We start from the raw sequence: 24,939 nt of genomic DNA on the forward strand, positions 1-24,939 counted from the left end.
ACCCGATTACTATTGGGTAGCCTCTCGGAGAATTAAAAAGCCACCTATTGTTTGGTGGCTGTTTATATCCAGTAAACCTGAGTCGTTAACCATATTTATTAATAAATGCGATAACATTCTTGTTACTCAGTAATTCGATTTTGTCGATAGTCAGTACGCAATAGCGGTAGTTTTTGTTTTTGAAGGTGATGTTCGACTTTTGTTCTGTTGGTTCTGAAAACTTCCATATTTCAAATCCGATGTTCTTCATAAGTTCCAATGCACTTGGGTTCTTTATGATCATGGAATACTTTTTAATCTTAGTATTTCTTGCAAGAAGCTTCATATCGGAAATTAGGTTCGCAATAGATTGTTCGCGCTTTTCAGAGTGACCGCTAACCACAATGTAATTTAAGTTCTGGTTAGAATCTAAAGAGCAAGCTTGTTTAATATGCAGATGTTTATTTTGATATTGCTCGAATACCTCTTCGTTGAAGAAAAAACCTAGGCTATGACTAACAATATCGCCATTAACATCGACCATTTTTCGGCCATGCGCCTTTTTTTCACTGCAATAGAGGAACAGATCGATAGTATCAAGAGCTGAAGGATCCATCTTTGTATATTGTGAAATCAGCTTTATTCTATCTATTACTGCTTTGTCATTCTGATCTGTCATTAGTGGCATGATCTGACAGTCGCAGCCTTCTTCTATTTCCCCTTTAGTGATAGACGATATTCGGCTTTGAAACGAAAAGAACCTCTCACGAAGGAAGTCTTCAAGTAGTGCACTGTCTTCGTTATCTTCTGAATCAAAGGATTTCAACGTTGTATACAAGTCCAGACCAAGGCAGTCCAATAGCTTTAGGGCTTTGTAATTACTTGGCTTTACTTTGCTATTTTCCCATCGATTTATCGTTACGACATCTACAGAGCTGAATTCATCATCTAAGTGATTAATGTATGCCGCAAAATCCTTTTGCGTTAACTTCAATTTCTTGCGCGCTTCGCGCAGTAATTGCGGAAATTTCATCATGGTAGAATATTCATCTTTGATTAGTGACATTACGTTCCGATTAGTCAGATAGTCTATTTTATCAATCGTTAATATACAGTAGCTATAATATTTATTTTTGAATGTAATATTACATTTTTTAGCAGAAGGTTCTGAAAATTTAAATACTTCAAATCCCACACTCTTCAAGAGTCTCATCATATTGGGGTCTTTTACTAAAACAGAATATTTTTTAATGTTTTTGTTCTGAGAAAGTAACTGTATATCTGAAACTATATGCTCAATAACATGATCTTTTGTCTCTGAGTGTGAGCTTATATTAAAATAATTTATGCTTTTGCTTGAATTTAAAGAGCAGGCCATTCTTAGATCTAGCTCTTGAGTTTTTAATGTCTCAAATTGATGGTCTTTAAAGAAAAAGCCTACGTTGTGACTCACAATGTCGCCATCAACATTGATCAGCTTGTGACCATGTGCTTTTTTCTCACAGTAGTAGAGATATAAATCAATTTGGTCCAGTGGCGAAATATCGACTTTTGTGAATTTAGAAAGTAGTTTGATTCTGTCGATAACGCCAGTGTCACACGGCTCTGACATTAAAGGCAGTGACTTAAAGTTGCGTTCGCCTTGTTGTTGATTCAGGCCTGATAGAGCTGAAATTCTACTTTGAAATGAGCCATAGGATTCGTTTAAAAACAGTTCGATTAGTGTGTCTTTTTGTTCGGACTTAAAGCTCTTTATTGTCTCAAACAAATCTCCGCCAAGGTACTGTAATATCTTGAGTGCTTTGTATGTACTAGGTTTTACCTTACTGTTTTCCCAACGATTTATCGTTACGACGTCAACCGCATTAAACTCATCGTCCAGCTGATTTAAGTAGGTTGCAAACTCTGTTTGTGTAAATTGAAGTTCCTTTCTGAAGTTACGTAACAACTGTGAAAACTCACTCATTAAAACATTAACCTTCTGATAATTAACTCAATGTCTTGATTCTAATTTAGACATCAGACTCTCTATTTAACATCTTCAGTAATTTGTTTTTTACGGATGTTAATTGTTCGGATTATTTGAACTGTATGTTGCGCATGTCCCTAACAGGCTAAGTGCCAAATTAGTGACGTCAAATCTATGGCTTTTTGCCTAGACGCTTGTCAATCTACTGTGAAGTGCGCGTTAATGTTCAGATACAATCTTGCCTTTTTCTTATCCATTCTATTGTTTCCATTGGCCTCCTATGCGGACACAACGGGTCTTGTTATGGATCTGTCTGTTGACAGCGCGTCTTACGACAACGACCAAGAGGTGGCTTATACGCTTGTTTTAACGAATGAGTCGGATAAAGCTATCGCTGAGTTGGACGTTAAAGATGAGCTGTTAAATATCTTAACGACAGATGACCAAGGGAATAATGTCAACGCGTTCTCGCAAGTCTCGACTCAAGCGCAATCCTCCTTCCTTTCATCTCCAGGTGATTACAGTCGCTTCGGAAACTTAGATGCATCAGGTGTGCGTATTGCGGCTGGTGGGTCGGTGACCTACACCATGGTCGCCACCGTTTCTGCTGACGCAGCCGGTACGATTGATAACGTCGCAAGTGCGAGCACTGGACTGTTGGATGCTGTTGAATCAAATACAGAATCCATTCAGCGTGGCGTGTATCAACACGATGTTGTTGTTTCGGTCGATAAGGCGAACTATCAACTCAATAACAAGCTCACCTATAAGATTAAGGTTTCGAATACTGGCGATACGTTTATTCAGACGCTCGACGTTCAAGATGTCCTTTCAGACATAAAGGCACTCGATATTGAAGGGGCTTTGCAACAAGCCTTTACTGACAACGTTAACTCAGTCAGCAAGGTTGAAGGCAGCAAGAGCGAACCAGGCACCTTCGCCGAATCAGGGGACTTATCAGTAAGTGGTGCGTCGATTGATATAGGCGGGTCTGTGACTTACGAAATTCAAGCGACCGTTGCCGACAGTTTAGTCGGCGACATTGTTAATGACGACATAACTGCTGAAACACGCGATGACTTGGTCACAGTTGATGAGGTTATCACTCCGCCCACTGAGCCTAGTATCACCCTGACACATACCTTGAACCAATCGGATAGCTACCTAGTCGACGATGAGTTTTCCTATACGGTCACGGTTGCCAACCAAGCAAACTCCGGTATTGCTTACCATTATTCGGTTCAGCAGTTTCTTGCAGATCTTAAAACCGATCTAGGTAACGATGTCAGCAACGAAAAGAACGCAACTGACACTGTTGGTAATCCTTACGATTTTTGGACCAATGAAGTGACCTCGATTGGTTCTAATAGCCTTTCTGAACTCAATGTATCTGGAAAGGAGTCCAACAAGTCACTAGAAGACAAAGTGTCTATCTATCCCGGTGAGCAGATTGTTTATTCCGTTGTGGTGGACGTTAGCCCTGTGTCTATTGGTCAAATTCCCCAAGTTGCTGCCCGAGTGGTTGATGCTGATGGCCTCGCGGATTCTGGCGATGCTTTGGCTAATATTCTTGATTCGAAAGACGTTCTGACAACGTCATCAAGTCAAATTACACGTAATAAGAACACCACAGATACTACTTATGTTCCGGGGATAGCCGGTGATAACGAAGTGGTCTATGACATTGTTATTTCTAACAAGGACACAGAGTTTTTTGCCAACGATATTGAAGTTGTCGATAAATTTGCTTGTATCGTGACAGAGCAAGCGGATGGCTCTAACGCTTCAGCATTTTCCGAGTGGAAGCTTGAAGTCGCCGATAGAAGTGGTGACGGATCGAACTATGGCTCATTTAATTACAATACTTGGACAACAAACGACATCAATTTGAAAGTCGACCTCGCACCTGAGGGTTTCGTTCATTATAAGCTGACCGCAAAAGTGGCAGACACCAGTGTGGGGCAGATTGTTGATGATGGTACCGATGCGGGCTTGTGCTTAGGGGATAACTTAGGCGAGTCAGGCTCTGGTGTACAAATGCCAAACTCGAAATTAAAAGTCCAAAAGGAAGTGGATTCTCGTTACTACTCAGCTGGCGGTACCCTGAACTACGACATCACGGTAGAGAATAACGGTGACGGCTACGCGATTGATGTACCGGTTTATGATGATTTAGTCTCTGTCATGACTCAGTCTATTAACGATACACCGACTAAAGCATATTTGAGCTGGGTTATTACTGCGAAATCCTATGCCTCTGACGGCTCAATTTCGACAAACAGTGATCCCGGCTTTACTGGTCAAATTGAAGGTAATCAGAAGAATCAAAAGATCTTAGATGTGAAGGCAAAGCTAGCTCCACACGATAAGATCGTTTATAGCATTGCGGCGATCGTAAACCCCATTGCCGATGATGAAATCCGTAATGAAGTGACAGTCGACAGCGTGCTTTATTCCGACAGAGGCTCATACCCACGAGATTACTACTTAGTATTGGATAAGCGTGTTGATGGCCATAACGAACAAAACGCGTATACCGACACCACCAATACTGTCACTTATACGATCAGCATTACCAACCCAGCAGGGAACGGTTTCGCCTCTAACATCAATGTTAAAGATGAAATCAGTACCATAGAAGCGGAGTTACTTCATGAGCCGGGTGAAACCAAGCCCGTGTTCTCTTCGTGGACGATCAATGCAGAAAGAGAGGCAGACTCCCCGTGGGTGAAAGCCGTGACTGACCCAGGGGATTTTTCGGATAACAATGATCTGGATGCCACCGCTCAGATCCCGCCAGGTGCGACGATTACTTATACCATTGTTGGGAAACTCGATCGCAGTGTCGACAGTGAGATTCTTTGGGGAGCATTCACCAATACCGCAACAGTGACGGGACCAGATACTAATCTATCGGATACGGTACGTACCTATCCTAGCGAACCGAATCTTGTAGTCGCTAAGACCGCTCAAAATACCGACTTTGTTGTAGGTGAGCACGCTACATTCGATATTTATATCTATAACCGCGGTGTTGGCTATGCAAATGACGCAACGGTACAAGATAGTATTTCAGCGCTTAACTTCTTTAATAGCTGGACAATTGTAGGTTCGACCAACACCGATAAACCGGGTTCTCGCTATGGTGACATTGCTAACGACACTGACATCGATACCGACGTTGATATCACTCCCGGAGGGTGGGTTCACTATGAGGTGAGCGGCATTGTTAAGTCTGACTATGAAGAAGAACAAGTATCGAACCGTGTTGATGTTTACGATCCTATTACAGACCGTGACCACAGCTCTTCCGCTCAAATAGATAACTCACACAGTACCTATGACATCAATGTCTCACTAGCCAAAACGACTGATGTTGTCCGTTACACGCCGGGTGAAGATCTCACCTACACCATCGTTATTGGCAATAATAGCGACACTGATGAGACCGATCTTATCTTCATGGATCGCCTGAGTGAGATCACCACTACGCTAGCGAATGATAAAGATGGTGAAGTAGAAGATGTTCTTGACCAAAACCCGTTTGACTATTGGTCTGTGGATACTGGTTCTGGTTTCGGCCCTCAAACGACTGAAGATGTGGAGTTCCCAGTTTCAATTCCGGCCAAAGACTTTGTCACGGTGCGTATTAAGGCGCATGTCAAAGACAATGCGGTATCTAACGGTGTCGCTGACAGAGACGGCGGTATAATCCGCAACGAAGCCGTGCTGATTCATGACGATAATGCCGGTTGTACTGACGATTGTGAGTATGCGAAACGTGCCGTGGCTGAAAACCATCAGGTACATAACAGTGGCGGCGTTGTTCGCACAACTAACATTAACCGCTACTCTCCGGGCGATCAGTTGACTTATACCATCAAGTACAACTCTCAAGACGGGCACGGTTATCGAAATAACGTTGACGTTAACGAACTGATTAATGGCATATCAGTGGAGCTACAAGATGGCAATTCAGGCAATCCATTTTTCGATGATTCGTTAGGTTCAAACAAGTTTACGGTGGCAGTTGCTAAGAGCGATCCTGCAAACGCGGGGACAACCGATGGTACCAAAGACGGTGATGTTGCGAACGACACTGACATCGTAACCTCGATTGATATCGATGCTGGCGAAGACGTGACTTACACAGTTATTGGCACCGTAAGACCGGATGCGGTCGGTGATATTCATTACCGAGATACCGTCGTGATTCCCGATGACTACCATTTAGATTTTGATAAAACGACCGATGAAGTGGTGTACGAACCCGCTCAAACCGTGACCTATCATTTAGTGATTGAGAATGACGGCAAAGGTAACGCTCACGATATTCCAATCGTCGATAACCTCGAAGATGTTACGGTCAGCTTAGTGGACGGTAAGACAGGACCAGCGTATTCAGATTGGACCATCACATCGATCGCAACTGGAACCGATTCTGAGTATGTGGATGCGGGCGCAGGTGCTGGCAATGTATACACATCAACCAAGAGTAACCTAGATGTTGAAGCCGATATCCCGATGGGCGCTAAGCTTGAGTACCAAGTCGTCGCGACCATCAATGACAAAGCCAATGGCGATGTTGTCAACGTTCTAACCGTCGATGGCGACACGATATCTCATGATATTCGTCAAGAAGCTCGAAAAGTTGATTTTGAAAAGAACATTCTGGCGTATTACGACACGGATGAAAACGAACTGGTTGGCGCAACTAACTACATGCCAGGTGGTTATGTTGAGTATGAAATTTTAATTGAGAACATTGCGAGCGCCCACGTTGATGATATGAGCTTGCGTGATGACATCGACCAAATTAACACTCAATACTTTGATGGAACTCGTGGCCCTGCATTTGATAGCTGGACGATTGAAACATTCACTGATAGCTCAGGTATTTCCAACCCAGATGTTGATAACTCAATCCAAGATAATAAGCCGATTGATACTCACTTCGATATCTCGGCAGACAACTTTGGCCGAGCTGCATCGTCAGCGTTTGTCCGCTATGTCATAAAAGCCAAGATCAGTCCGAAAGCGGTTGGTTCTTTTACCAACAAAGCTTTCATCGACGAAGACAATGGCAATGAGTTGATCGCGGTATCGCCACCATCAACGATGGCGGATCCTGAAGTCACGTTCTCTAAAAAAGCGTTTTATGATGCAGGCTTCTCTTCGCAAAAAACTGAATATTCTCAAGCTTCTGGTGAGAGTGAGGTTTATTACCGCGTTGAGATTAAGAATGCGGGTGATGGTATAGAATATGGTTCTCGCCTAGAAGATGCGATTTCGGAAATTCAAACTCGTATTGCAGAAGACAGCACCACCGCAGGTGGTGATCCTGTTGGACAACCGTTCTTGGCTGGCTGGGAAGTTAGCCTAGATAAAACGGCTGCGACAGGCTCTATTACCGACGCGATTGACTTTGTTCCGGGCAATAACATCAATATTGATAACGAAATTGTTATCGCGCCTCAAGAAAGCCTAACGTTCACTATTCATGCTCAAATTCGTGAAGATGCATTGGGTGACATTCAAAATAAAGCGACGTACGACGGTAGTGCTCGAACAGCGAATTTAATGCCGCTTGAAAATAATACCAGTGTTGAAAAACGTGTGGTGTCGATCAACGGCAACCCGTTCAGTGATGGTGATACCTATCTTCCGGGTGACGAAGTTGAGTATGAATTTGTAGTCACAAACCCTGAAAACGGTTGGGCGAATGATATTCAAATCAAAGACACAATCACAGACATTCAAGTCGAAGTGATTGGCGGTAAAACGGAATCCGCTTTTGTTTCTGGCGATATCACCCATGAAGTCAGCAATGGTATTGATGCCAACGCGGATACTTATGTACCAAGCTACAACACCAGTGGCAACCTTGATATTGAAACCGATATTGCCGCGGGAGAAGTGCTGACCTTTAACTTAACCGGTGTCGTTCGTGACGACGCTTTGGGCACGATTGATGCGAACCAAGTGACCGCAGGAAGTGGCTCTGCGACGTCGCAAGTGATACCACCTAAAGATGCCGAGCTCGATTACTTCAAAACTTTGGTTTATACCGATGGTGAATCGGCAGGGTGTTCTGTTCCTTCAAACGATGGCAGCGGTTGTACTTACGCACCACGTGGTGATGTTGAGTACCAAGTTACGTTAGATAACACAGGCGATAGCATCGCAAATGACGTGAGTGTTATCGATGCGATTCATACCATCAAAACTGAAGATGGCGATGATGCGTTCTCTAGCTGGACAACGGCTATTGCGGTTGAACCTGTTGGCACTTACGACGTGCAAGGTAACTACAACGGTAGCGTCCCATTGAATGCAACTGTCGATCTTCGTCCTGGTGAGCGTATTGTGTTTGACGTGAAAGGCACCGTGTCGACTTCAGCGACAGGCACTATTACCAACACGGCGCAAGTGAACGGTGATAACACCAACGACATCGTACTTGATCCGGGCCGCTCGAATATCCTGATTGATAAATGGACGGATACGCCTGAGTACGTGCCGGGTGGAACAGTGAATTACTACATCGACATCACCAATGACGATGTGGACACTGGCTTGTTCTCGATTCGTGACATCATTAGCAGCTTTGAAGTTGAAATTGTCGATGGCTCAATGAAAACCGCACTCACGGAGTGGACGGTTGATTATGATGTGCTTTATAACTCCGCGCCATCAGATCCTAACGCTAATGATTTTTCAGAGCTAGATAAGCTAGTTGCTCAAAACAGTCCAGACATCGATTTACCTGTCGAATCGATCAAGATGGCAGGGCGTGACGATGCCGGTACGGGTGGCGGCGATAAGTACACAGTTGTCCGTATTCACGTCCAAGGCAAGGTACGAGATGACGCGATTGGGCGCTTTACCAATACGGCTTATCTGCGACATGGTTTGGACGATTCGAAGATCGCTCGCTTACGAGAAGGCTTTATCACTCCGAAGTCGGGTCAATTGGTTCTAACCAAAGAAACGACGCCAATTGCAGAACCTGATGCCAAATACCAACCGGGTCAACCAATCTCCTACAAGATCACTGTGGCTAACACGGGTGAAGGTTACCTTGTCGATCAAGTCTTAACCGATCGTATCGACACCATCATGACAGAGGTGGCTAACAGCCCAGATCAAGAACAAGCGTTGACAGGTAATTGGGTCATTAGTGACGAACAGCTTGATGGCAGTGGCGATCCAGCACTGAACGCTCGCAAAGATGTGGTTAATAACACGCAGGGTTATAGTGCGACTTACAGCATTCACCCGGGTGACAGTTATTCATTTGTCGTGACCAACACTGTTAATGATAAAGCCAAAGGCGAGATCACTAACGTCGTTAAAGTTGATAGCGACGACGGTGAGCACTCTGCAGACGCGACCTACACTCCAGAAGACGCGCAAGTTGAGATCACTAAAGAGGTCGATAAAGCAGAGTACCTTCCGGGAGAGGCACTTCAGTACACCGTAACTGTTAAGAACAACGGCTTAGGTTGGGCTAAAGATGTTGCTATTGAAGATGCGCTGAAGTCGGTTGAAACCACGATCGCAGGTGGTACGACTGAACAAGCTTTTGACCCTGCTTCAATCCAAATATCTGCGGTATCGACAACGGGTGAAACCCCAGTACCGGATGCAACCCGTGGTGAAGACCTTAATGAGACGCTCGATATTGCGCCTCAAGACAGCATTGTTTTCACTATTCAAGTGACGACTAATCCGTTGGCGACAGGCGATATCACTAACATTGCATCAGCGACCTTTGACGGCACAACATTTGATAACAGTGCTACCAGTACTCCAGTGTTGGCGACGGTTTCGGTCAAGAAGACGGTTGATACGCCATCGTATGAAGTAACCAAGCTGATTAACTACGACATCACCGTAATCAACAGCTCTGATGCGTTTGCATCTGGTGTTCAACTTCAAGACATCATCAGTGATATTCAAGTCGACACGACGGCTGATAAACAAGAGTCGGCATTCCTGCTTTGGGAAGTGAGCTTTGAAGCTTCCGACGATCGCTCTGTTGTCACTCCCAAGACGTTCGACTTGAGTGAAGACATCGATGTGAGTATGGATGTTGCGCCACAGAGCACAGTGACTTTCCACGTTAAGGCGTTAATTCGCACGACAGCGATTGGTGATATCAGCAATACGGCAACCATCACTTACAACGGTGCCCCACAAGACTCTGTAGTGATTATCACACCGAAAGAGGCGGAGTTTGTTGCGACGAAAACCAACGTGCAAACCGAATATGAGCCGGGTGGTGAGCTTGAGTTCCTGATCACCATTGAAAACACCTCGAACAACTACATCAGTGACTTAAGTGTTGTTGATGACATGGAATCTATTGAGGTGTCGTATTACGACGGTTCGACGGGTCCTGCTTTTGTGGCTGGTTCCACTTCTTTGTTGGTCGATTCAACCACAATAGGCACCACCACCGAGCAAGTTAGCCCGACGGAATACAACGTAGATATCGCCCCACACGGCACTGTTGTGTTCCGCTCAAAAGGCACCGTAGTCGATACCGCGACCGGACACATCATTAATACTGCGCAAGTCGATGGCGGCGATGTTATCAGCCCTCCAGTTCACACCGTGGCGGCTGTGGTTCAAGCTGAGCTGTTTACCGATGCCCCGTATTACGTGCCGGGAGAACAAGTTGAGTATCACTTAGTGGTGCAAAACATAGGCCGTGGTATAGCCAAAGATGTGGCGCTTTACACCCAGTTCTCTGAATCCATGGGTGATCATATTGATGGTGATTTTAGTAATGCGTTTGATAAATGGACACTAACGGCAACATCAGAAGGGGCTGAAACTCAACCGGGCACCTTTGATAACGACAAAGACCTGTTCACCTTGGTCGACATCGCGCCGGGCGGCAAGATTGATTACACGTTCACATTGACGGTCAATGAAGACATGCTGACTAACATCGATGTGCTTGGTTACTACCTCGACTTAACTGGTAGCCCAGCGATGCGCGCTCGTTCTAAGGGCATGTTGGCGTCTGAAACCTCGATGCAGGCAGTGGCAGATCAAGTATCTGCTTTGGATTTGCCGCCAGTGGGTGCTGATCTGGTTGTTGAAAAACGTTCTGATAAGCCTGAATACACCGAAGATGACGACAGTGTCACTTATTACTTAGCCGTGACCAACAACGGTCAAGGTAACGCGGCTAATGTTCGTCTAACCGATGAGATCAGTGAACTACAAAACAGCACAGGTAATAAAGTCTTTATCGATTGGACCATTGAAGGTGTGGAAGTCGACGACTCGGGCGCGGTTATTCAGCGTCATACTTTCCCGTCGAGCAAAGACTTAGATACCAGCGTTAACCTGAAATCCAACAAACGAAATGCTTACGCGTTTGAAGTGGTGGGCACGCTAGGTAAGGGCTTGGATGATGACATTACCAATACCTTCACGGCGACTGAATCTGACGGTACTGAAACCAGCGACAGCGTAACTACTCACATCAGGAAAATTCCAGATAACTCTGGGGAATTGGAGCTGACCAAGTCGGCGCTGCAAGATACCGCGCAAGTCGGTGATGCGGTTGAGTACGAGATCATCGTTGAAAACAACAATGAATCTTACTTTAAGAACGTGACGGTAGAAGACCGTTACCCAGGTGGCTTGAAATACATCGTGGACACGTCAGAAATCGTGTTGAGTGGTATTGATGGTGAGTTTGGTACGGAAGACGATCAGGTTCTTTCTCAAGAGCCATCGGACACAGGCAAGCTTATGTTCACTTCGTTGAACTTTGACCCGGGCGAGAAACTGCGTATTCGTTACTTATTGCGAGTATCGGTAGGTGCGACCTTTGGTGACTACATCAACACCGCAGTCGCGAAAGTGGATGGCTCAGCGGTTTCTAATGAAGACACCGCCAAAGTGACCGTAGAACCGGACAAGGTGTTCGATACCTCATCGATCATCGGCAAAGTCTTTGAAGATCACAACAAAGATGGGTTCCAAGCGGATGCCACTGCGTTTGATGTTGAGTTAACTGCGAACCTAGCAACACAAGGCTACATCGCTGATTCGACACACATCATCCGTGATGGGCAAGACGTTGCTGTCGAAGATGGTGCAATAACCACTGCACTTGGGCAAGGTTTGGATCTTGGTGATCTTTGGGGTCACTCAGTGAACCGAACACTGCCAGAAACCAGCAAAGTGGTGATTCAATTCAGGACTCGAACACAGCAGAGCTTTGATTTCTATGTCACGACCGATGCGGGCTCTCGTATCGAGTTTGATGCACAAGGTCAGATTCAGTTTAAGCATGAATCCGATAAGAAGAAGGGACTGAGCGCGGAAAACCTCAACGTAACAAGAAACCTGTATCGCGATGGCGAGGATTACCTGTGGGAAATCGTTATCGAGAACAAAGGCATTTACGAAGATGGTATTCCGGGCGTTAAGTTGATGACGGTTGAGGGAATCGTTATTTACACAGACCAGTACGGTCGTTACCACGTGCCCGACCAATGGGTACTCAATAAGAAAGGTAAGAACTTCCTCGTGAAGTTGGACACTGACTCGCTATCCACCTCCATGGAAGTGGTGAGCGAAAACCCGAAAGTGTTGCGAATTACCCCGAATAAGCTCACCAAGTTCAACTTTAGCGTTCATCGCAAAGAGCAAGAAAGTGAACAGCAGTAAGCCATTGGAACCGTATCTGGAAATTGTATGAAAGTATTTAGTAAGTCTCGTTTAGCGACGTGTGTGTTGACTGCCATTCCTGTGATGGCGGTAGCGAAAGACACGGGTAAGCTGGAAAAGCTTGGTTCAGAGACAACGGGCATTGAAATCACTAAGCCGAACCAAGACCAAGACAGCTCGCGTATTTACCTTGAACAAGGTGCTATTTGGGCAAGCCGTGATATCACTCGCTTTGACCCTGTTCTAGATGTCAGTGTCAGTGACGAGCTGGAAGTCGAACAAGGTACACTGCGCGATAGCGTAGGTTTCACCATCACGACTAACTATGGTTATTACATCAAGAAGTATCAGCTAGAAGTGTACCGTGTCGGCGATTTTGGGCTGTCTGAACCCATCGCTGTACTTGGTGGCGAAAAGCTAGCAAACGATTCTGATATTAACTGGGATGGTCAAACCGATGTCGACTACCAGTTTGAGGTGGGTGAGCAGCTGATGTTCCGTCTAAAAGCGTGGGACAAAGATGGCAACATGGACGTGACCACCGTTGGTGTGACGGATTTGGTGAAGCCAGACTCTGAAGTCGATATCGATCGCAACGATAACGACGATGAAGAGAGCAAAGACAAAAGTTACGGCCAAGCTAAGTTGATGCGTCACAACATCCCGACCAATGCGGGCTTAGCCAAGTTCATTGGTACCGGTTTGAAAGGCGTCGATAAAGTCATCATCGGTGAAGACGAATTTGACGTTGAAGATGGTAACTTATACGCAGAACAGTATCTACCGACAGACTCTTACATTTTCCCAACCAAGGTTGTGTTTGATAACGGCGATGAGCGTCGTTATAAGCTTTACGTCCGTATTCCAGATACCTACTACGCTCAAACGGGTTTGGCTGATCTTTATGTTGGTAAGAACAATGTTTCTGGTAATAACAGTGCGCTGAGCGTCGATGACCAATATCAAGATGACATCTATAACCAAGGGCGTTTGGCGTACTTTGGTCAGGGTAAATTTGGCGATAAGCTTCGCGTTACGACTCACTTTGATACGCGAGAAAGTGAAATCAAAGACATGTTCAAACATCCGTTCGCTTCGGACGATTCGGATGTGTTCGATATCCTCGAAGACGACGATGAGCTTTATTACGGCAACTATGGCGATAGCTCAAACATTGAAAAAGTGGTCAACACCAAGGGCAAGGTTTACCTCAATGTCGAATACGATAAGTCTCAATACTTGTGGGGTAACTACAACACGGGTTTAACAGGCACCGAGAATAACGATTACAATCGTAGCCTCTATGGTTTCAAAGCTGATTATCGTACTCGCGATACTACACAATACGGTGAAGATCGTTTGAACGTGGTCGGTTTTACTGCCGAAGCAGACTCTTTGTATGCACACGATGAGTTTTTGGGTACAGGTGGCTCTCTATACTTCCTTCGTCATGGTGAAGCGGTACCAGGAAGCGATAAGGTTTATGTAAAAGTAAAAGATGAATCTGGCTTAGTGCAGAATGAAATCCCACTTGAGCCGGGTGTCGACTATGACTTTGACCCGTACCAAGGTCGAATTATTTTGACCAAGCCACTCGATAACATTCTATCCGACAGCTTTGGTAGCGTGATTGAAAACGGAGATGACTACGAAAACTTTCTGGTTGTCGATTATGAGTACGTCCCACAAGGTTCAGATTCATTAAATGCGATGTCTTACGGTGGTCGTACCAAAGGCTGGATTAACGACTACATTGGTGTTGGCGTGACGTACGCGACCCAAGAGAAAGACAATCAAGATTACGAGTCTTATGGTACGGACTTAACGCTACGTGCCACTGAAGGGACCTACATTAAGGCTGAGTTTGCACATAGTGAAGGTAGGCAAACCGAGTCGAATTTTGTCTCTACCGATGGTGGTTTAACCTTTACGCCCATTGGCGACACGTTGGAAGACCGCGAGGGTGATAGTGTCCAAATCACAGCTGTCACCAGTCTTTATGACCTTGCCCCAACCGTCTTTGGTGCCGTTGGTAATGACCTGAAACTTTGGTATCGAGACAAAGACGCGGGATACAGCTACGCGAGCAGCAGCGATGATTTAGAGCAAGAGGCATACGGTGCTGAACTTCGTTTACAAGCTACTGATCGCTTGGCGGTTCTCTCTCGCTTCTCGACCAATGAAGAGCGCGATGTCGATGGTAATCTAGAAACAGATACTGAAACGATTGAGATTGAGACTCAAGTTAAAATCACCGAGCACATTAAGGTTTCGGCGGCAGGGCAACAAACTGAAGAGCTTAACCAAAACGACGAGCACAGTGATGCCACCTTAGCGGGTGTGCGTTTGGAATACATGTGGGACAGTGAGAACAGCGTTTACGTCAAAGGGCAAAAGACCGTCGACCAGTCGGATGACTATGATGAAAACGACAGCGCGTCGATTGGTGCTGAATTCCAAGTGTTGGAAGACTTGTCTCTTGGTGGCGAATACACCGATGGCGACCGAGGCCAAGTAGCAGAAGCGACTGTGACTTACGATGTATCCGATGACCACTCAACCTACGTAACTTATGTAGATGATAACTACGAAGGCCAAAACAACGTGATTGTTGGTCAGCGTGCAGACCTCACCAGCAGTGTCGATTTTTACCAAGAGAACCAGTTTGTTGATGAAAATGATGGTCATGGCCGTATCGACTCATACGGCTTTGGCTACGATGTGACGGAAGATGTCGAGATGGGGATTGGTTATCAGCTTGGTGAAATTGAAGATGACCAGAACATTACCACAGAGCGTGAATCTATCAGCTTCAATGCCTCAATTGACCTAGATGACATAACCCTTAGCCACAAATTTGAATACCGAGTGGATAAGAGTGAAGACGACCCTGACATCGCTCAGCGAGAACTTCAACAAATCGTGACGACCAACCGTTATACGCATCACTTAACGGAAGAGTACACATTGTTCGGCAAGTACAACTACTCCATTACCGAAAGCGAGACTACGGGCGAAACCATGGCGCAATTTACTGAAGCCACTGGCGGCCTCGCGTATCGTCCGATCTACAACGATCGACTCAATTTACTGAGCCGCTACACGTATATTGCAGATTTCGATCAACTGGATCGCGATGTGGATTATCAAGACGAAACCAGTCAGATCATTGAAGTTGAAGCGATCTATTCGATTGACCAACATTGGGACGTCGGTACTAAGTACGCCCATAAAGACAAACAGCAAGCTTTTGAACGAGCATCTGGTGCGAATGAGATGGTTAAAAGTGACATCGACCTATATGGACTTAGCGCTTCTTATCGCGTGATGAAAGAGTGGGATGTGACGGGTGAATACCACTGGAAAACAGACACACTCAACGATGAGCTAGAACACGGTGCGCTAGTTTCGGTGAACAAGCACATTGGCGAGAACTTTAAAATGGGGATTGGTTATAACTTCTCTGCGTTTGATAGTGACTTAACCAATGATGACGACTACGACGCATCCGGTGTGTTCATTAACTTAGTCGGTAAGATCTAAGCCAGCCCCAAAGTGGGTTGAAAGTTAAGAGTTGAGAATTCGAAGTGACAGTTAAGAGTAAGATGAAAACAATTATTTTCCTAATAAGCGCAGTGATGAGTACTTTGCTGCTGTCCGGCTGTGCAACCGACACGTTCGTGAGTCAGGAGAACCGAGACAAGTTTGCTGGTATCGATGTGTCTAAGTTTTTAATCAGCGAGTGTTTGGCGCCAGAGCGTGAGGTACACATTGCCATCGCAGAACATTTTGCCTTTGATAGATATCAATTACGCGACCTCGACAAGATCAACTTAGATACCTTTGTTAAAGAGATCAGAGGCTTAAAAGGGCGCATCACGATTGTCGGCCATACTGATTTCAAGGGTTCTCTCGAATATAATGAGCGCCTTTCACAGCGCCGTGCTAAATCGGTCGCAGATTATTTGAAAGGGCAACTAGACCCAACGCAATATGACTGGGAAGTGAAACATCTTGGTGAGACTCAACCTCTTCTGTTTGGTAAGACAGATAAAGACCGAGCGGAGAACCGCCGTGCATTTATCGTGTTTGAAGAAGCTCAGAAGTACGAAGAGATGCCTTTCTGTGAGCCGCCAAAACCAGAACGTAAAGTTTATATGGCAATGACGCCGCACTTCGATTTCGATAAGTCAGTACTCAAGCAAGAAGACCTAACTCAGTTAGATGACTTCACAACGAAGTTGAGCGGCCTGCAAGGTAGCATAATGGTGGCAGGGCACACCGACCAAGCGGGTTCACTTTCTTACAATGAAAAGTTGGCAGAGCGCCGCGCAGAAACGGTGGTTGAATACCTCAAAACCAAACTTGACCCTAAGCAGTTCAACTGGGAAGTGAAGTCATTTGGTAAGTTGCAGCCTGCGATTAATGAACGCTCTGAAAAAGCCGATGCATTAAACCGCCGCGCGTTCATTGTGTTCAAAGAGTCTGATATTACCGCCGAACAGCAAGCTCTTTCTGGCAGTGAACAAGAGGCGTCGAGCAGCGAGAGTGAGTAGAAATTACTGAAGAATAACAAATAGATGCCTCTATAAAACGCAAAAAGCCCCTACGTTGGGGCTTTTTGTTGCTCGCTCTAGGGATTAAGTCGGGTCGAATATCTATTCAGATGGCAAATTTTTCTTTAACTCTAAAAGCATTCGGTAAGCACTTTCGCCAGACATTTCGTACGGGTTAAATTGGTCTGACGTTGAAAACTGTAAGTTCAACAGATCGGTTAAATTGGACTGCGGAATGTCTCCCATCGACCAATCTCCAAATTCTCTGCTATCAATCTCTTTAAAATAAAGTATTGCGACGTGATTGTGTCTCTCGTCGTTAAGAATATGATTGTACGTGTGGTTAACGGCCTCTCTAGACCCTTCAATACATTGAAGAAAATACTTTTGATTATGGCTGAGGAGCCCCGTTAAATGGCTTTGCCGATTATGATCTCGCGAGATAGCGAGTATCTCCTCCAATGCTTTGGAATCACAACATTCGGAAAGTGTACTGACATAAATCAACCGAGTTAGGAACATAGGCATTATTTCGAATTTTTGTTCAAAGGGTATTAATAAATATAAGCCAAGCTCATGGAATTGCGAGTTATTGATTTAATTGTCACTCGGTGGCTTTTGAAAAGAAGAGGATGGGGATGAAGTAGAAAAGGGCAGGTCGCAAGATACGCTAAAATGACTCGAATGTTGGCCATTCATTATTTTAGCGACCTGCTTGTGAGCTCGTTAGTTGTTTAGAATTGAAATCGATTCAACGTTTGAAGACGCATCAAAACGAACATTGACCAACACACTCTCTCGTTCGAAAGTCACATCATCAAAGTCAGTAGCCGCGATCTTGAATCCATTTCTTGCGAATAAACTCGTCACTGTTGTTCGTTGTTTCTGTTCCATAGCGCATGTCAGTAGTTCATTCATCGTGATCTCCATTAGGTAACCGTGTGCATAATGTAAGCGTACAGTCTCTTTGTTATGGGATCAATTGCTTAATCGATAAGCTATGTTGATATGTTCAATTGAATGATTTTGGTATTCAAAAAATCAATGATCAAGAGGGAGGGTGAATGTTCTGATTATGGAAGATGGAGCGTTATGTGACCGTGGTTCAGCATTCCTAGAGCGTGAGATTCATTGCAAAAATCTCTTTGAAATAAGTAGTTACAAAGCAGGGTGAACCATGGCCGCCGTTTAGTATGTTCGGTCGATTATCGGAATCACTATCGGCCTATATCTAACTTAACTAAAGTACATCGATTTATGATGAGTAGATTCCTTAATAAGCCTTCTTTCTATTAAAATTTCAAATGTAAGACGGTGTTGTTATAAGTGTTATTAATTGCATAAGCTTGATTTTAATATTAGTTTGATTTATAAAATAAGCACTCGTTCATTAACTTCATGATTATATTAGTTTTTACTAACCTTTAATAACATGGAGAAAGGCGATGAAAAAGAATCAAACACGCAACAGGTTAGCGAATTTAGTGCGACTTCGTAGGTCATACAAAGCATCAGATTTTCTGGTGAGCTCTAACGAACTCCGAGTTAAGAAAGATGTGTACAGCTTACGTAAAATCAAACAGTTAGAAATTCGCCAATTGGGTCTTAAAGAAAACGCAATCAATATTGTTTCGTTGGCTTTAGTTCTCTCGGCTGCGACTTGGGCATTTGTTCCTCAGTTCGGTTTACCGATGCTTGCACTGACCTTTATCTTGGCGTTTGTTACATGGCGAAGATATGAGTTGCGTGCAGAGTTTAAAGGAGCCGATGAAACTGGCGACCACTGGGTTTCCGTGGCGCGCGGTTGTACTCGAGAAGAGTTCAAAGTGTTGAAAAACGTTGAATTGGCTTTGCGCGATCAGGTGTCTTAATGGTTAGATCGGTTAAGGCTTGGGTCTTATAACCGTTAAGCTCCCATAATCAATAAAGCTCGTCATTGCATGGCGAGCTTTTTGTTTTCTGAAAAACACAGATAGTGCAGGTTACTTTGAGAGGCCAATGCTTATATGTGTAATGGTGATTGATATGAATCTTAAGTCACCGTATTTGTGATGCTCTTTGTGGTTTTGAAGATAGGGAGAGGATGGAAATGAATACACGAGTCAGTGAGAGTTCTTTTAAAAGGCTCATCCAGTTAGTTGGTTGTGTTTTGATTATAGTGTTGAGCAATAGTCGACTCTCTAATGCTCAAAGCATCGAGTTTCCCACTTGTACACAGAGTGAGATATTGAATACAGAGATCCATCTTTATGTTGATGAATCTGTATTAGCCGAATATTCCAAAGCATTTGTTGCCTCTAAAATAGCGACATGGGAAAGCTATTCGAATCTGGTGTTGAAGAACTCCTGCATCCCTATGACGAGAAAAGTCACCAAGGTGACTTACACGTCGGAAATCGACAGCCTTTGGTTTCAAGATTTGAGCACTGCAGAGAGGTTATTAAAACTCTCGATGGAAGAACCGATCCCAGAAACAACAGAAGACGGCGTTCCCATTTTTACTGGGATAGTATTTTCTAATTATAATTTTAGCTTTGAGTCTGATTATTGTGGTATGTCATCTTCGGTATCCTACTTTTTTTCTTTAGCGATAAACTGCCCTGATTACTTAATGGAGCATGAAATTGGCCATTTAAGTGGTGCTAATCATGACTATAAAACGTTATTGAAAGATTTTGATAGTATAGAAAGTTACATTTCTGGAACGTATCCAAGAGCTCCTCAATATTCCTTCGGTGCAATTTGTGCTGACAGAGGCACAGTGATGTCTTATGAGCGAGATGTTATACCTGCTTATTCCAGCCCGGACATCAGAGTGGATGACATAAAGTGCGGGGATAGCAAATACCACAATAATGCGAGAGTGCTTAGAGAGTTCGCACAAGCTTATTTAACCCCATGATTGCCTAGTTGGTAGTCTGTTGTTTTATCGAACGTTATAACGCGTTCAATTCAAAGTGTTTGTCCTGTGATCTTTAAATTTGGAACGAGCGTATTTCTCCCAGTTAATTAAGGAAGAGTATGCATGATGCTATCTAAAGAGAATGAATCAAGAATTATCGAAATGGCGTGGGAAGACCGAACGCCATTTGAGGCAATAGAGCACCAATTTGGTTTAAATGAATCACAAGTGATTCGTTTTATGCGTAGCCATCTCAAGCTTGGCAGTTTTAAGCTGTGGCGTTCACGTGTTTCTGGGCGCTCGACCAAGCACGTAAAACTGCGCAGTTCGTGCGTTTCGAGAGGTTATTGTCCGACTCAGTACAAGCATCGTTAAAAGAGGGGATGCCCAGCCAGTATCCCAAATCAACATACAGATATGGGAAATGAAAGGAATGAAACAATTTTTCGCTCTACTTTTGGTGCTGCTTAGCTTCGGCATCAGTCATGTTCAAGCGAATGATACGCGACTTAAGCAAGCTTACGAAAATCACCAAAGCGACGTTCAGGTGCGCGGATCGGGTACGGTGTATCGAGTACTTCCTGATGATAATAAAGGCTCTCGACATCAGAAATTCATTTTGCGACTCGATAGCGGACAAACTTTGTTAGTCGCACATAATATTGACTTAGCGCCTCGTGTTCTGGGGTTGGCAAAGGGCGATCGAGTTGAATTTTATGGTGAATATGAATGGAACAAGAAAGGTGGCGTAATGCACTGGACGCACAAAGACCCTCGTAATCATCACACTCATGGTTGGTTGAAGCATAACGGGAAAGTATACGAGTAAACACCTCCGAGGCTTTTCCCTTCATGGCTATAAAATAAAAAGGAATTTTGATGTTTAAGCTGGAAACTGACAGGTTGATTCTTCGAGATATGAGTATCGAAGACGAGTGTGCCTTTGTTGCGATCTCTCAAGACGCAAAGTATCAGCGTTTCTATGATGGAAGTGATTGCGAACCTAACAAATATCGAGAGCTAACTCAGTTGTTTGTTGCACAGGCTTTGGAAGTACCACGCCAGTCCTATCAGCTAGCGGTTGAAAGCAAAGATTCGGGGAAGTTTATTGGAACCGTTTGTTTACGTCTTGAACGCGATAAACAAGCTTCAATGGGCTGTGCTTTATCGAGGGAAACTCAGGGAAAAGGGCTTTCTATAGAAGCATCTGAAGCCCTCGCTGATTTTGGTTTCTCAGAGTTAGGCATACACCGTATCTACGCCGAAACCATCAGCAAGAACTTGGCTGCGATTAAATTATGTAAGTCACTGGGAATGAAACAAGAAGCGTGTTTTAAAGCTCATCGATTCTTCAAAGGTCAATGGTGGGATACAGTTGTGTTGGCGGTTGTTCGATCTGATTGGGGAAAGGCTTAGTGATGGAAAGTGAAAGGCTCAAATTAACCCCTCCATCATTAAAATACAGCGAAGAGATGTGTGAGGTGATAAATGAGTGCAAGGCCGAGTTTTCCCCATTCTTAGCTTGGGTTTCTGATTCTCTAACTAAAGAGCAGCTAGAACTTAACATTCAAGATGCTACCAATAATTTCGCCAACTTTACTGGCGAGTTCTGGTTCAATATTATTGAAAAGCAAATAGGGGCATTTATCGGGGCTATTGGCTTTATGATCAGAGACGATACTGTCCCTTACTTTGAAATCGGCTACTGGTTGCAAACATCAAAAACGGGCTTGGGTTACGTGAGTGAAGCTGTCCGAATTATCGAAGAATATGCATTCACTCAAAAAGGTGCGAAAAGAGTCGAAATTAGGATGGCAGGCTCGAATCTTAAAAGTCAGGCCGTGGCCAAACGATGTGGCTATCAACTTGAAGATCGCTTAGCCAATGATCGACGTTTGCCATCAGGAGATATGGACAGCACGCTCGTTTACGCCAAAATAAGCTAGTCTTAAATGTGTGCTGTTGATTCTTAATGTGTGGCACTTTTATTGAGAGAAACCGTAAATTCCCAAGTACTCTGAAAGACCAACATTTAGCGCTTAGTTATCTGGCTCATCGTCTACAGTGACGTCACCATTCATTGAGTTGTAGTCAATGGAAATTCCCGGTACGACTCGATAATGATAGATACACTGATCCGTCTGTATATATTCAGCAATGTAGTCGGTTTCTTCTGGTGAATTGAAACTTGAAATACTAGGTGGATCGAGGAGCAGTGCGCCCCATACCGAAATGCAATCTTCAGCGTTATCTAATCTTGGAGATTCTTCAGGTAAGTGCCATTGCTGGGCTGGATATCCCCATTCATTGAAGTCAAGCTGGCCGGTCGCGGAGTCATCATAGATAGGGACGTTTGTGGAAGCACCGCCACCGTTTGAGGTTAAATTTTTTGAATAGGCAAGATCGACACCTGTTTTAAAAGAGGCTCCAGTGCCTTTTACAACTGCAATATGAGAATCAGTACTTACGTTGAGGAACCTTGGAGCAGCAGTTACGGCGAGTATTCCAAGGATCACAATAACGACAACAAGCTCAATAAGTGTAAAACCGTTCTTTTTCATTTAGCACCTCTTTTAAAGGCCGCTAGTATGCATTATAAGTTACTCTTACCAAAGGGAATATCCTTATTTTAGTGGTAATTTAAATGCTCAATAATGAATGTTGTGATTAAGGTAACTTATATTTTATAAATTTCATGCGTATGGTTTAAGTGCTGTGTATCTCACTTTGATATTAATTTTAGTTCTATGAAGGTTTGGCAATTAATGAATTTCGTAGAAACGGTAAAGCTTCATCTTTCAGGCGTTGGTTATCCAGAGGCTAGTGTTAAAACAGGGCAGGTTCGATCTATATCGGCGCTCGTTTTTAAAACCATCAAAAACAAAGATATCTCTAATGTTTTGTCCCTGTGTACTCAATTGCTTGAAGAAAGGGATTGGGCGTTAGGTGTTATTGCTTACGATTGGGCTTTTAGAGTAAGAAAACAATATTCAAGAGACACGTTTCCTGTTTTTGAGCGTTGGTTAAAAGAGTTCGTCACAGACTGGAGCGATTGTGACGACTTTTGTACTCATGCTTTTGGGGAGTTACTGTCTCAATACAATGATTTGTTTGATCTCACAACCAAATGGGTCGAGCATTCGAATTTTGCTGTACGCAGGGCCGCTGCGGTCATCTTAATTTATCCTATCAATAAGAATCGATACTCTGCGTTGGATCCGTTTCGCGTGGCGAATCTATTGCTCGAAGATAACCATGACTTAGTGCAGAAAGGATATGGTTGGATGCTTAAAGTACTCAGTCAAAGAGAACATCAACAGGTTATTGGTTATCTGAATGCTAAGCATGCCGCAATACCAAGAGTGGCTTTTCGTTACGCGATTGAAAAGTTGGACAATGAAATTAAGCGAAAGTTAATGTCGCTTTGATTAGCAGTGTTTGAAGCCAAATTATAACCACAACACCTTAACGTAAACCGCATTTAACTATGTTGAGATTTCTGTAGCGATTTTTGTTCTTTGGAGAAGTTTGAAATGAGTGTCACTATCAGTTTGGCTCAAATTCTTGTCGTAAGAGGCAACTGGAGAGAAAACCTTAAGCAACATCTAAAAATGGTAGAGCAATCGTCAAAGTACAATGCGGATGTGGTTGTTTTCCCCGAGCTATCACTGATTGGCTATGAGCTTGATTTGGCTGAAGAACTTGCATTGTCTCTTGAGCCATCAAATTTTGAAGAACTCTCCCGTGCTTCAGTTCAAAGTGAGATGATTGTTGTGGCTGGGTGTCCCTTGCGAGTTCCTGGCTTATCCCACCCCACCATAGGCGCCGTTGTTTGCTTTCCCGATGGCAGAGTTGAGTTCTACTCTAAACAGCACCTGCATGATGGTGAGGGTGAATACTGCTCCGCTGGCGATGTTGATTATGTATTTGATGTGAATGGGCATAAAATCGCGCTAGCAATATGTGCTGACTTCATAGAAGCGGATCACTCCCAACGAGCTAAATATCTAGATGCTGATATCTATTTAGCGAGCGCTTTAATCTCTGAGAATGGATTTGATCCGGATTCTAAAATCTTATCTGGAATTGCGTCGGAACACGGTATACCAGTATTACTGAGTAACCATATCTCTATGACGGGAGGTTGGGAAACGTGTGGCAAGAGCTCGGTTTGGAGTTCGCAAGGAGAGCTCGTGATTAGTGCAAACTCAAAAGAGAGTGGCATTGTTCTATGTACGATCTCGGGCTGTGAAACGGATCTTAATCTAGCTGGAAAGTGGCATGCTGAATCAAACTAGAGGTCTCGACAAAGACGGGTTCATCGAAAACCTATACTCTCATAAGAATATCGCTCCCGAATTCCAAGAGGTTGTGAGTGCCGTTATTGATTCGTTGTTAAGTGGCCTTCCGAATCAAATTGATGGTATCTATCTATACGGAAGTGTGCCGAGAGGAACGGCGGTTGTTGGTCGCTCGGATTTGGATGTTTCTATCGTACTCAATACACCTATTGGTCAAAAAGAGAAGCGACTATTTCAGCACCTTTATGACACCATTCCCAAAGCATATCCCCAAGTAAGTAAGCTTGATATCGACCCAGGCTTTCTTTCAGAGGTTCTGCAGCCACAAGAAAAATTCCATTGGCAGTTTTGGCTCAAGCACTGTTGCTGTTGTATTTGGGGGAATGATCTATCTATCGATTTTCCACGTTACAAACCTAGTAGTGAAATAGCCCAAGCTCTCAATGGCGACTTGTCTACATTTCTGGATCAAATGAGTTTGATCTGCTCCAGTCAGACTGGACACTTAGCTAAGCGACATTTCGCTTTTCAAAG

The 24,939-nt window shown here is 44.1% G+C and carries 16 protein-coding genes; 12 read left to right on the forward strand and 4 right to left on the reverse strand.

Annotated features, from left to right (window positions below; all coding sequences use genetic code 11):
- Positions 1-85 precede the first annotated feature (85 nt).
- The gene (locus tag ACED45_RS02060; RefSeq protein ID WP_371713234.1) at positions 86-1,945 is read right to left on the reverse strand and encodes a helix-turn-helix domain-containing protein; all 1,860 of its coding nucleotides are present in this window, start codon (positions 1,943-1,945) and stop codon (positions 86-88) included.
- A gap of 306 nt (positions 1,946-2,251) precedes the next feature.
- Between ACED45_RS02060 and ACED45_RS02065 the strand changes: the two genes are divergently transcribed.
- From ACED45_RS02065 to ACED45_RS02075, 3 genes are all read left to right on the forward strand, one after another.
- Entirely contained in the window at positions 2,252-12,646 is a 10,395-nt protein-coding gene (locus ACED45_RS02065) for a hypothetical protein (protein WP_371713240.1), read from the forward strand.
- Between the two features lie 27 nt (positions 12,647-12,673).
- Complete coding sequence (locus ACED45_RS02070; protein ID WP_371713235.1) at positions 12,674-16,189, forward strand: hypothetical protein; 3,516 nt, start codon at positions 12,674-12,676, stop codon at positions 16,187-16,189.
- A gap of 62 nt (positions 16,190-16,251) precedes the next feature.
- Positions 16,252-17,202, forward strand: coding sequence for an OmpA family protein (locus tag ACED45_RS02075; protein WP_371713236.1), 951 nt, complete (start codon positions 16,252-16,254; stop codon positions 17,200-17,202).
- A 102-nt stretch (positions 17,203-17,304) separates the two neighbouring features.
- Here the strand turns inward: ACED45_RS02075 and ACED45_RS02080 are convergent, their stop codons facing one another.
- Together ACED45_RS02080 and ACED45_RS02085 are read right to left on the reverse strand one after the other, a co-directional pair.
- Positions 17,305-17,724: a BLUF domain-containing protein gene (locus ACED45_RS02080; protein WP_123325881.1), complete on the reverse strand. Its 420-nt coding sequence runs from the start codon at positions 17,722-17,724 to the stop codon at positions 17,305-17,307.
- A gap of 204 nt (positions 17,725-17,928) precedes the next feature.
- Entirely contained in the window at positions 17,929-18,120 is a 192-nt protein-coding gene (locus ACED45_RS02085; protein WP_004734640.1) for a hypothetical protein, read from the reverse strand.
- 527 nt (positions 18,121-18,647) lie between these two features.
- Between ACED45_RS02085 and ACED45_RS02090 the strand changes: the two genes are divergently transcribed.
- The 6 genes from ACED45_RS02090 to ACED45_RS02115 all read left to right on the forward strand — a co-directional run bounded on the left by ACED45_RS02090 (position 18,648) and on the right by ACED45_RS02115 (position 22,050).
- Positions 18,648-19,073, forward strand: a complete 426-nt coding sequence (locus tag ACED45_RS02090; RefSeq protein WP_004734639.1) for a hypothetical protein — start codon at positions 18,648-18,650, stop codon at positions 19,071-19,073.
- A gap of 218 nt (positions 19,074-19,291) precedes the next feature.
- The gene (locus ACED45_RS02095; protein ID WP_123326172.1) at positions 19,292-20,104 is read left to right on the forward strand and encodes a hypothetical protein; all 813 of its coding nucleotides are present in this window, start codon (positions 19,292-19,294) and stop codon (positions 20,102-20,104) included.
- A gap of 123 nt (positions 20,105-20,227) precedes the next feature.
- A complete protein-coding gene (locus tag ACED45_RS02100) occupies positions 20,228-20,479 on the forward strand; it encodes a TIGR03643 family protein (protein WP_065681235.1) in 252 nt (83 codons plus the stop codon).
- A 58-nt stretch (positions 20,480-20,537) separates the two neighbouring features.
- Positions 20,538-20,933: a DUF3465 domain-containing protein gene (locus ACED45_RS02105; RefSeq protein WP_102516752.1), complete on the forward strand. Its 396-nt coding sequence runs from the start codon at positions 20,538-20,540 to the stop codon at positions 20,931-20,933.
- A gap of 50 nt (positions 20,934-20,983) precedes the next feature.
- Entirely contained in the window at positions 20,984-21,520 is a 537-nt protein-coding gene (locus ACED45_RS02110; RefSeq protein WP_123325884.1) for a GNAT family N-acetyltransferase, read from the forward strand.
- A 2-nt stretch (positions 21,521-21,522) separates the two neighbouring features.
- A complete protein-coding gene (locus tag ACED45_RS02115; protein WP_371713241.1) occupies positions 21,523-22,050 on the forward strand; it encodes a GNAT family N-acetyltransferase in 528 nt (175 codons plus the stop codon).
- Positions 22,051-22,143: 93 nt separating this feature from the next.
- Here ACED45_RS02115 and ACED45_RS02120 read toward each other — a convergent pair whose 3' ends face one another.
- Positions 22,144-22,665 (reverse strand): type II secretion system protein, encoded by a 522-nt coding sequence (locus tag ACED45_RS02120; protein ID WP_017065388.1) that lies wholly within the window; start codon positions 22,663-22,665, stop codon positions 22,144-22,146.
- Between the two features lie 204 nt (positions 22,666-22,869).
- On the opposite strand from ACED45_RS02120, the gene ACED45_RS02125 reads away from it, so the two are divergent.
- The 3 genes from ACED45_RS02125 to ACED45_RS02135 all read left to right on the forward strand — a co-directional run.
- A complete protein-coding gene (locus tag ACED45_RS02125; protein ID WP_371713237.1) occupies positions 22,870-23,532 on the forward strand; it encodes a DNA alkylation repair protein in 663 nt (220 codons plus the stop codon).
- Between the two features lie 105 nt (positions 23,533-23,637).
- A complete protein-coding gene (locus ACED45_RS02130) occupies positions 23,638-24,402 on the forward strand; it encodes a carbon-nitrogen hydrolase family protein (RefSeq protein WP_123325891.1) in 765 nt (254 codons plus the stop codon).
- A partial coding sequence (locus ACED45_RS02135; RefSeq protein ID WP_371713238.1) for a nucleotidyltransferase domain-containing protein occupies positions 24,386-24,939 on the forward strand: 554 nt, incomplete at its 3' end. The genes ACED45_RS02130 and ACED45_RS02135, both read left to right, overlap by 17 nt.

Source organism: Vibrio crassostreae (assembly GCF_041439375.1).
Lineage (GTDB): Bacteria > Pseudomonadota > Gammaproteobacteria > Enterobacterales > Vibrionaceae > Vibrio > Vibrio crassostreae_D.

What these genes read in the sequence shown, in the direction of transcription:
- ACED45_RS02060 (WP_371713234.1), bottom strand. Translation starts at nt 1,945, where the DNA reads ATGAGTGAGTTTTCACAGTTGTTACGTAACTTCAGAAAGGAACTTCAA.
- ACED45_RS02065 (WP_371713240.1), top strand. Translation starts at nt 2,252, where the DNA reads ATGGATCTGTCTGTTGACAGCGCGTCTTACGACAACGACCAAGAGGTG.
- ACED45_RS02070 (WP_371713235.1), top strand. Translation starts at nt 12,674, where the DNA reads ATGAAAGTATTTAGTAAGTCTCGTTTAGCGACGTGTGTGTTGACTGCC.
- ACED45_RS02075 (WP_371713236.1), top strand. Translation starts at nt 16,252, where the DNA reads ATGAAAACAATTATTTTCCTAATAAGCGCAGTGATGAGTACTTTGCTG.
- ACED45_RS02080 (WP_123325881.1), bottom strand. Translation starts at nt 17,724, where the DNA reads ATGTTCCTAACTCGGTTGATTTATGTCAGTACACTTTCCGAATGTTGT.
- ACED45_RS02085 (WP_004734640.1), bottom strand. Translation starts at nt 18,120, where the DNA reads ATGAATGAACTACTGACATGCGCTATGGAACAGAAACAACGAACAACA.
- ACED45_RS02090 (WP_004734639.1), top strand. Translation starts at nt 18,648, where the DNA reads ATGAAAAAGAATCAAACACGCAACAGGTTAGCGAATTTAGTGCGACTT.
- ACED45_RS02095 (WP_123326172.1), top strand. Translation starts at nt 19,292, where the DNA reads ATGAATACACGAGTCAGTGAGAGTTCTTTTAAAAGGCTCATCCAGTTA.
- ACED45_RS02100 (WP_065681235.1), top strand. Translation starts at nt 20,228, where the DNA reads ATGATGCTATCTAAAGAGAATGAATCAAGAATTATCGAAATGGCGTGG.
- ACED45_RS02105 (WP_102516752.1), top strand. Translation starts at nt 20,538, where the DNA reads ATGAAACAATTTTTCGCTCTACTTTTGGTGCTGCTTAGCTTCGGCATC.
- ACED45_RS02110 (WP_123325884.1), top strand. Translation starts at nt 20,984, where the DNA reads ATGTTTAAGCTGGAAACTGACAGGTTGATTCTTCGAGATATGAGTATC.
- ACED45_RS02115 (WP_371713241.1), top strand. Translation starts at nt 21,523, where the DNA reads ATGGAAAGTGAAAGGCTCAAATTAACCCCTCCATCATTAAAATACAGC.
- ACED45_RS02120 (WP_017065388.1), bottom strand. Translation starts at nt 22,665, where the DNA reads ATGAAAAAGAACGGTTTTACACTTATTGAGCTTGTTGTCGTTATTGTG.
- ACED45_RS02125 (WP_371713237.1), top strand. Translation starts at nt 22,870, where the DNA reads ATGAATTTCGTAGAAACGGTAAAGCTTCATCTTTCAGGCGTTGGTTAT.
- ACED45_RS02130 (WP_123325891.1), top strand. Translation starts at nt 23,638, where the DNA reads ATGAGTGTCACTATCAGTTTGGCTCAAATTCTTGTCGTAAGAGGCAAC.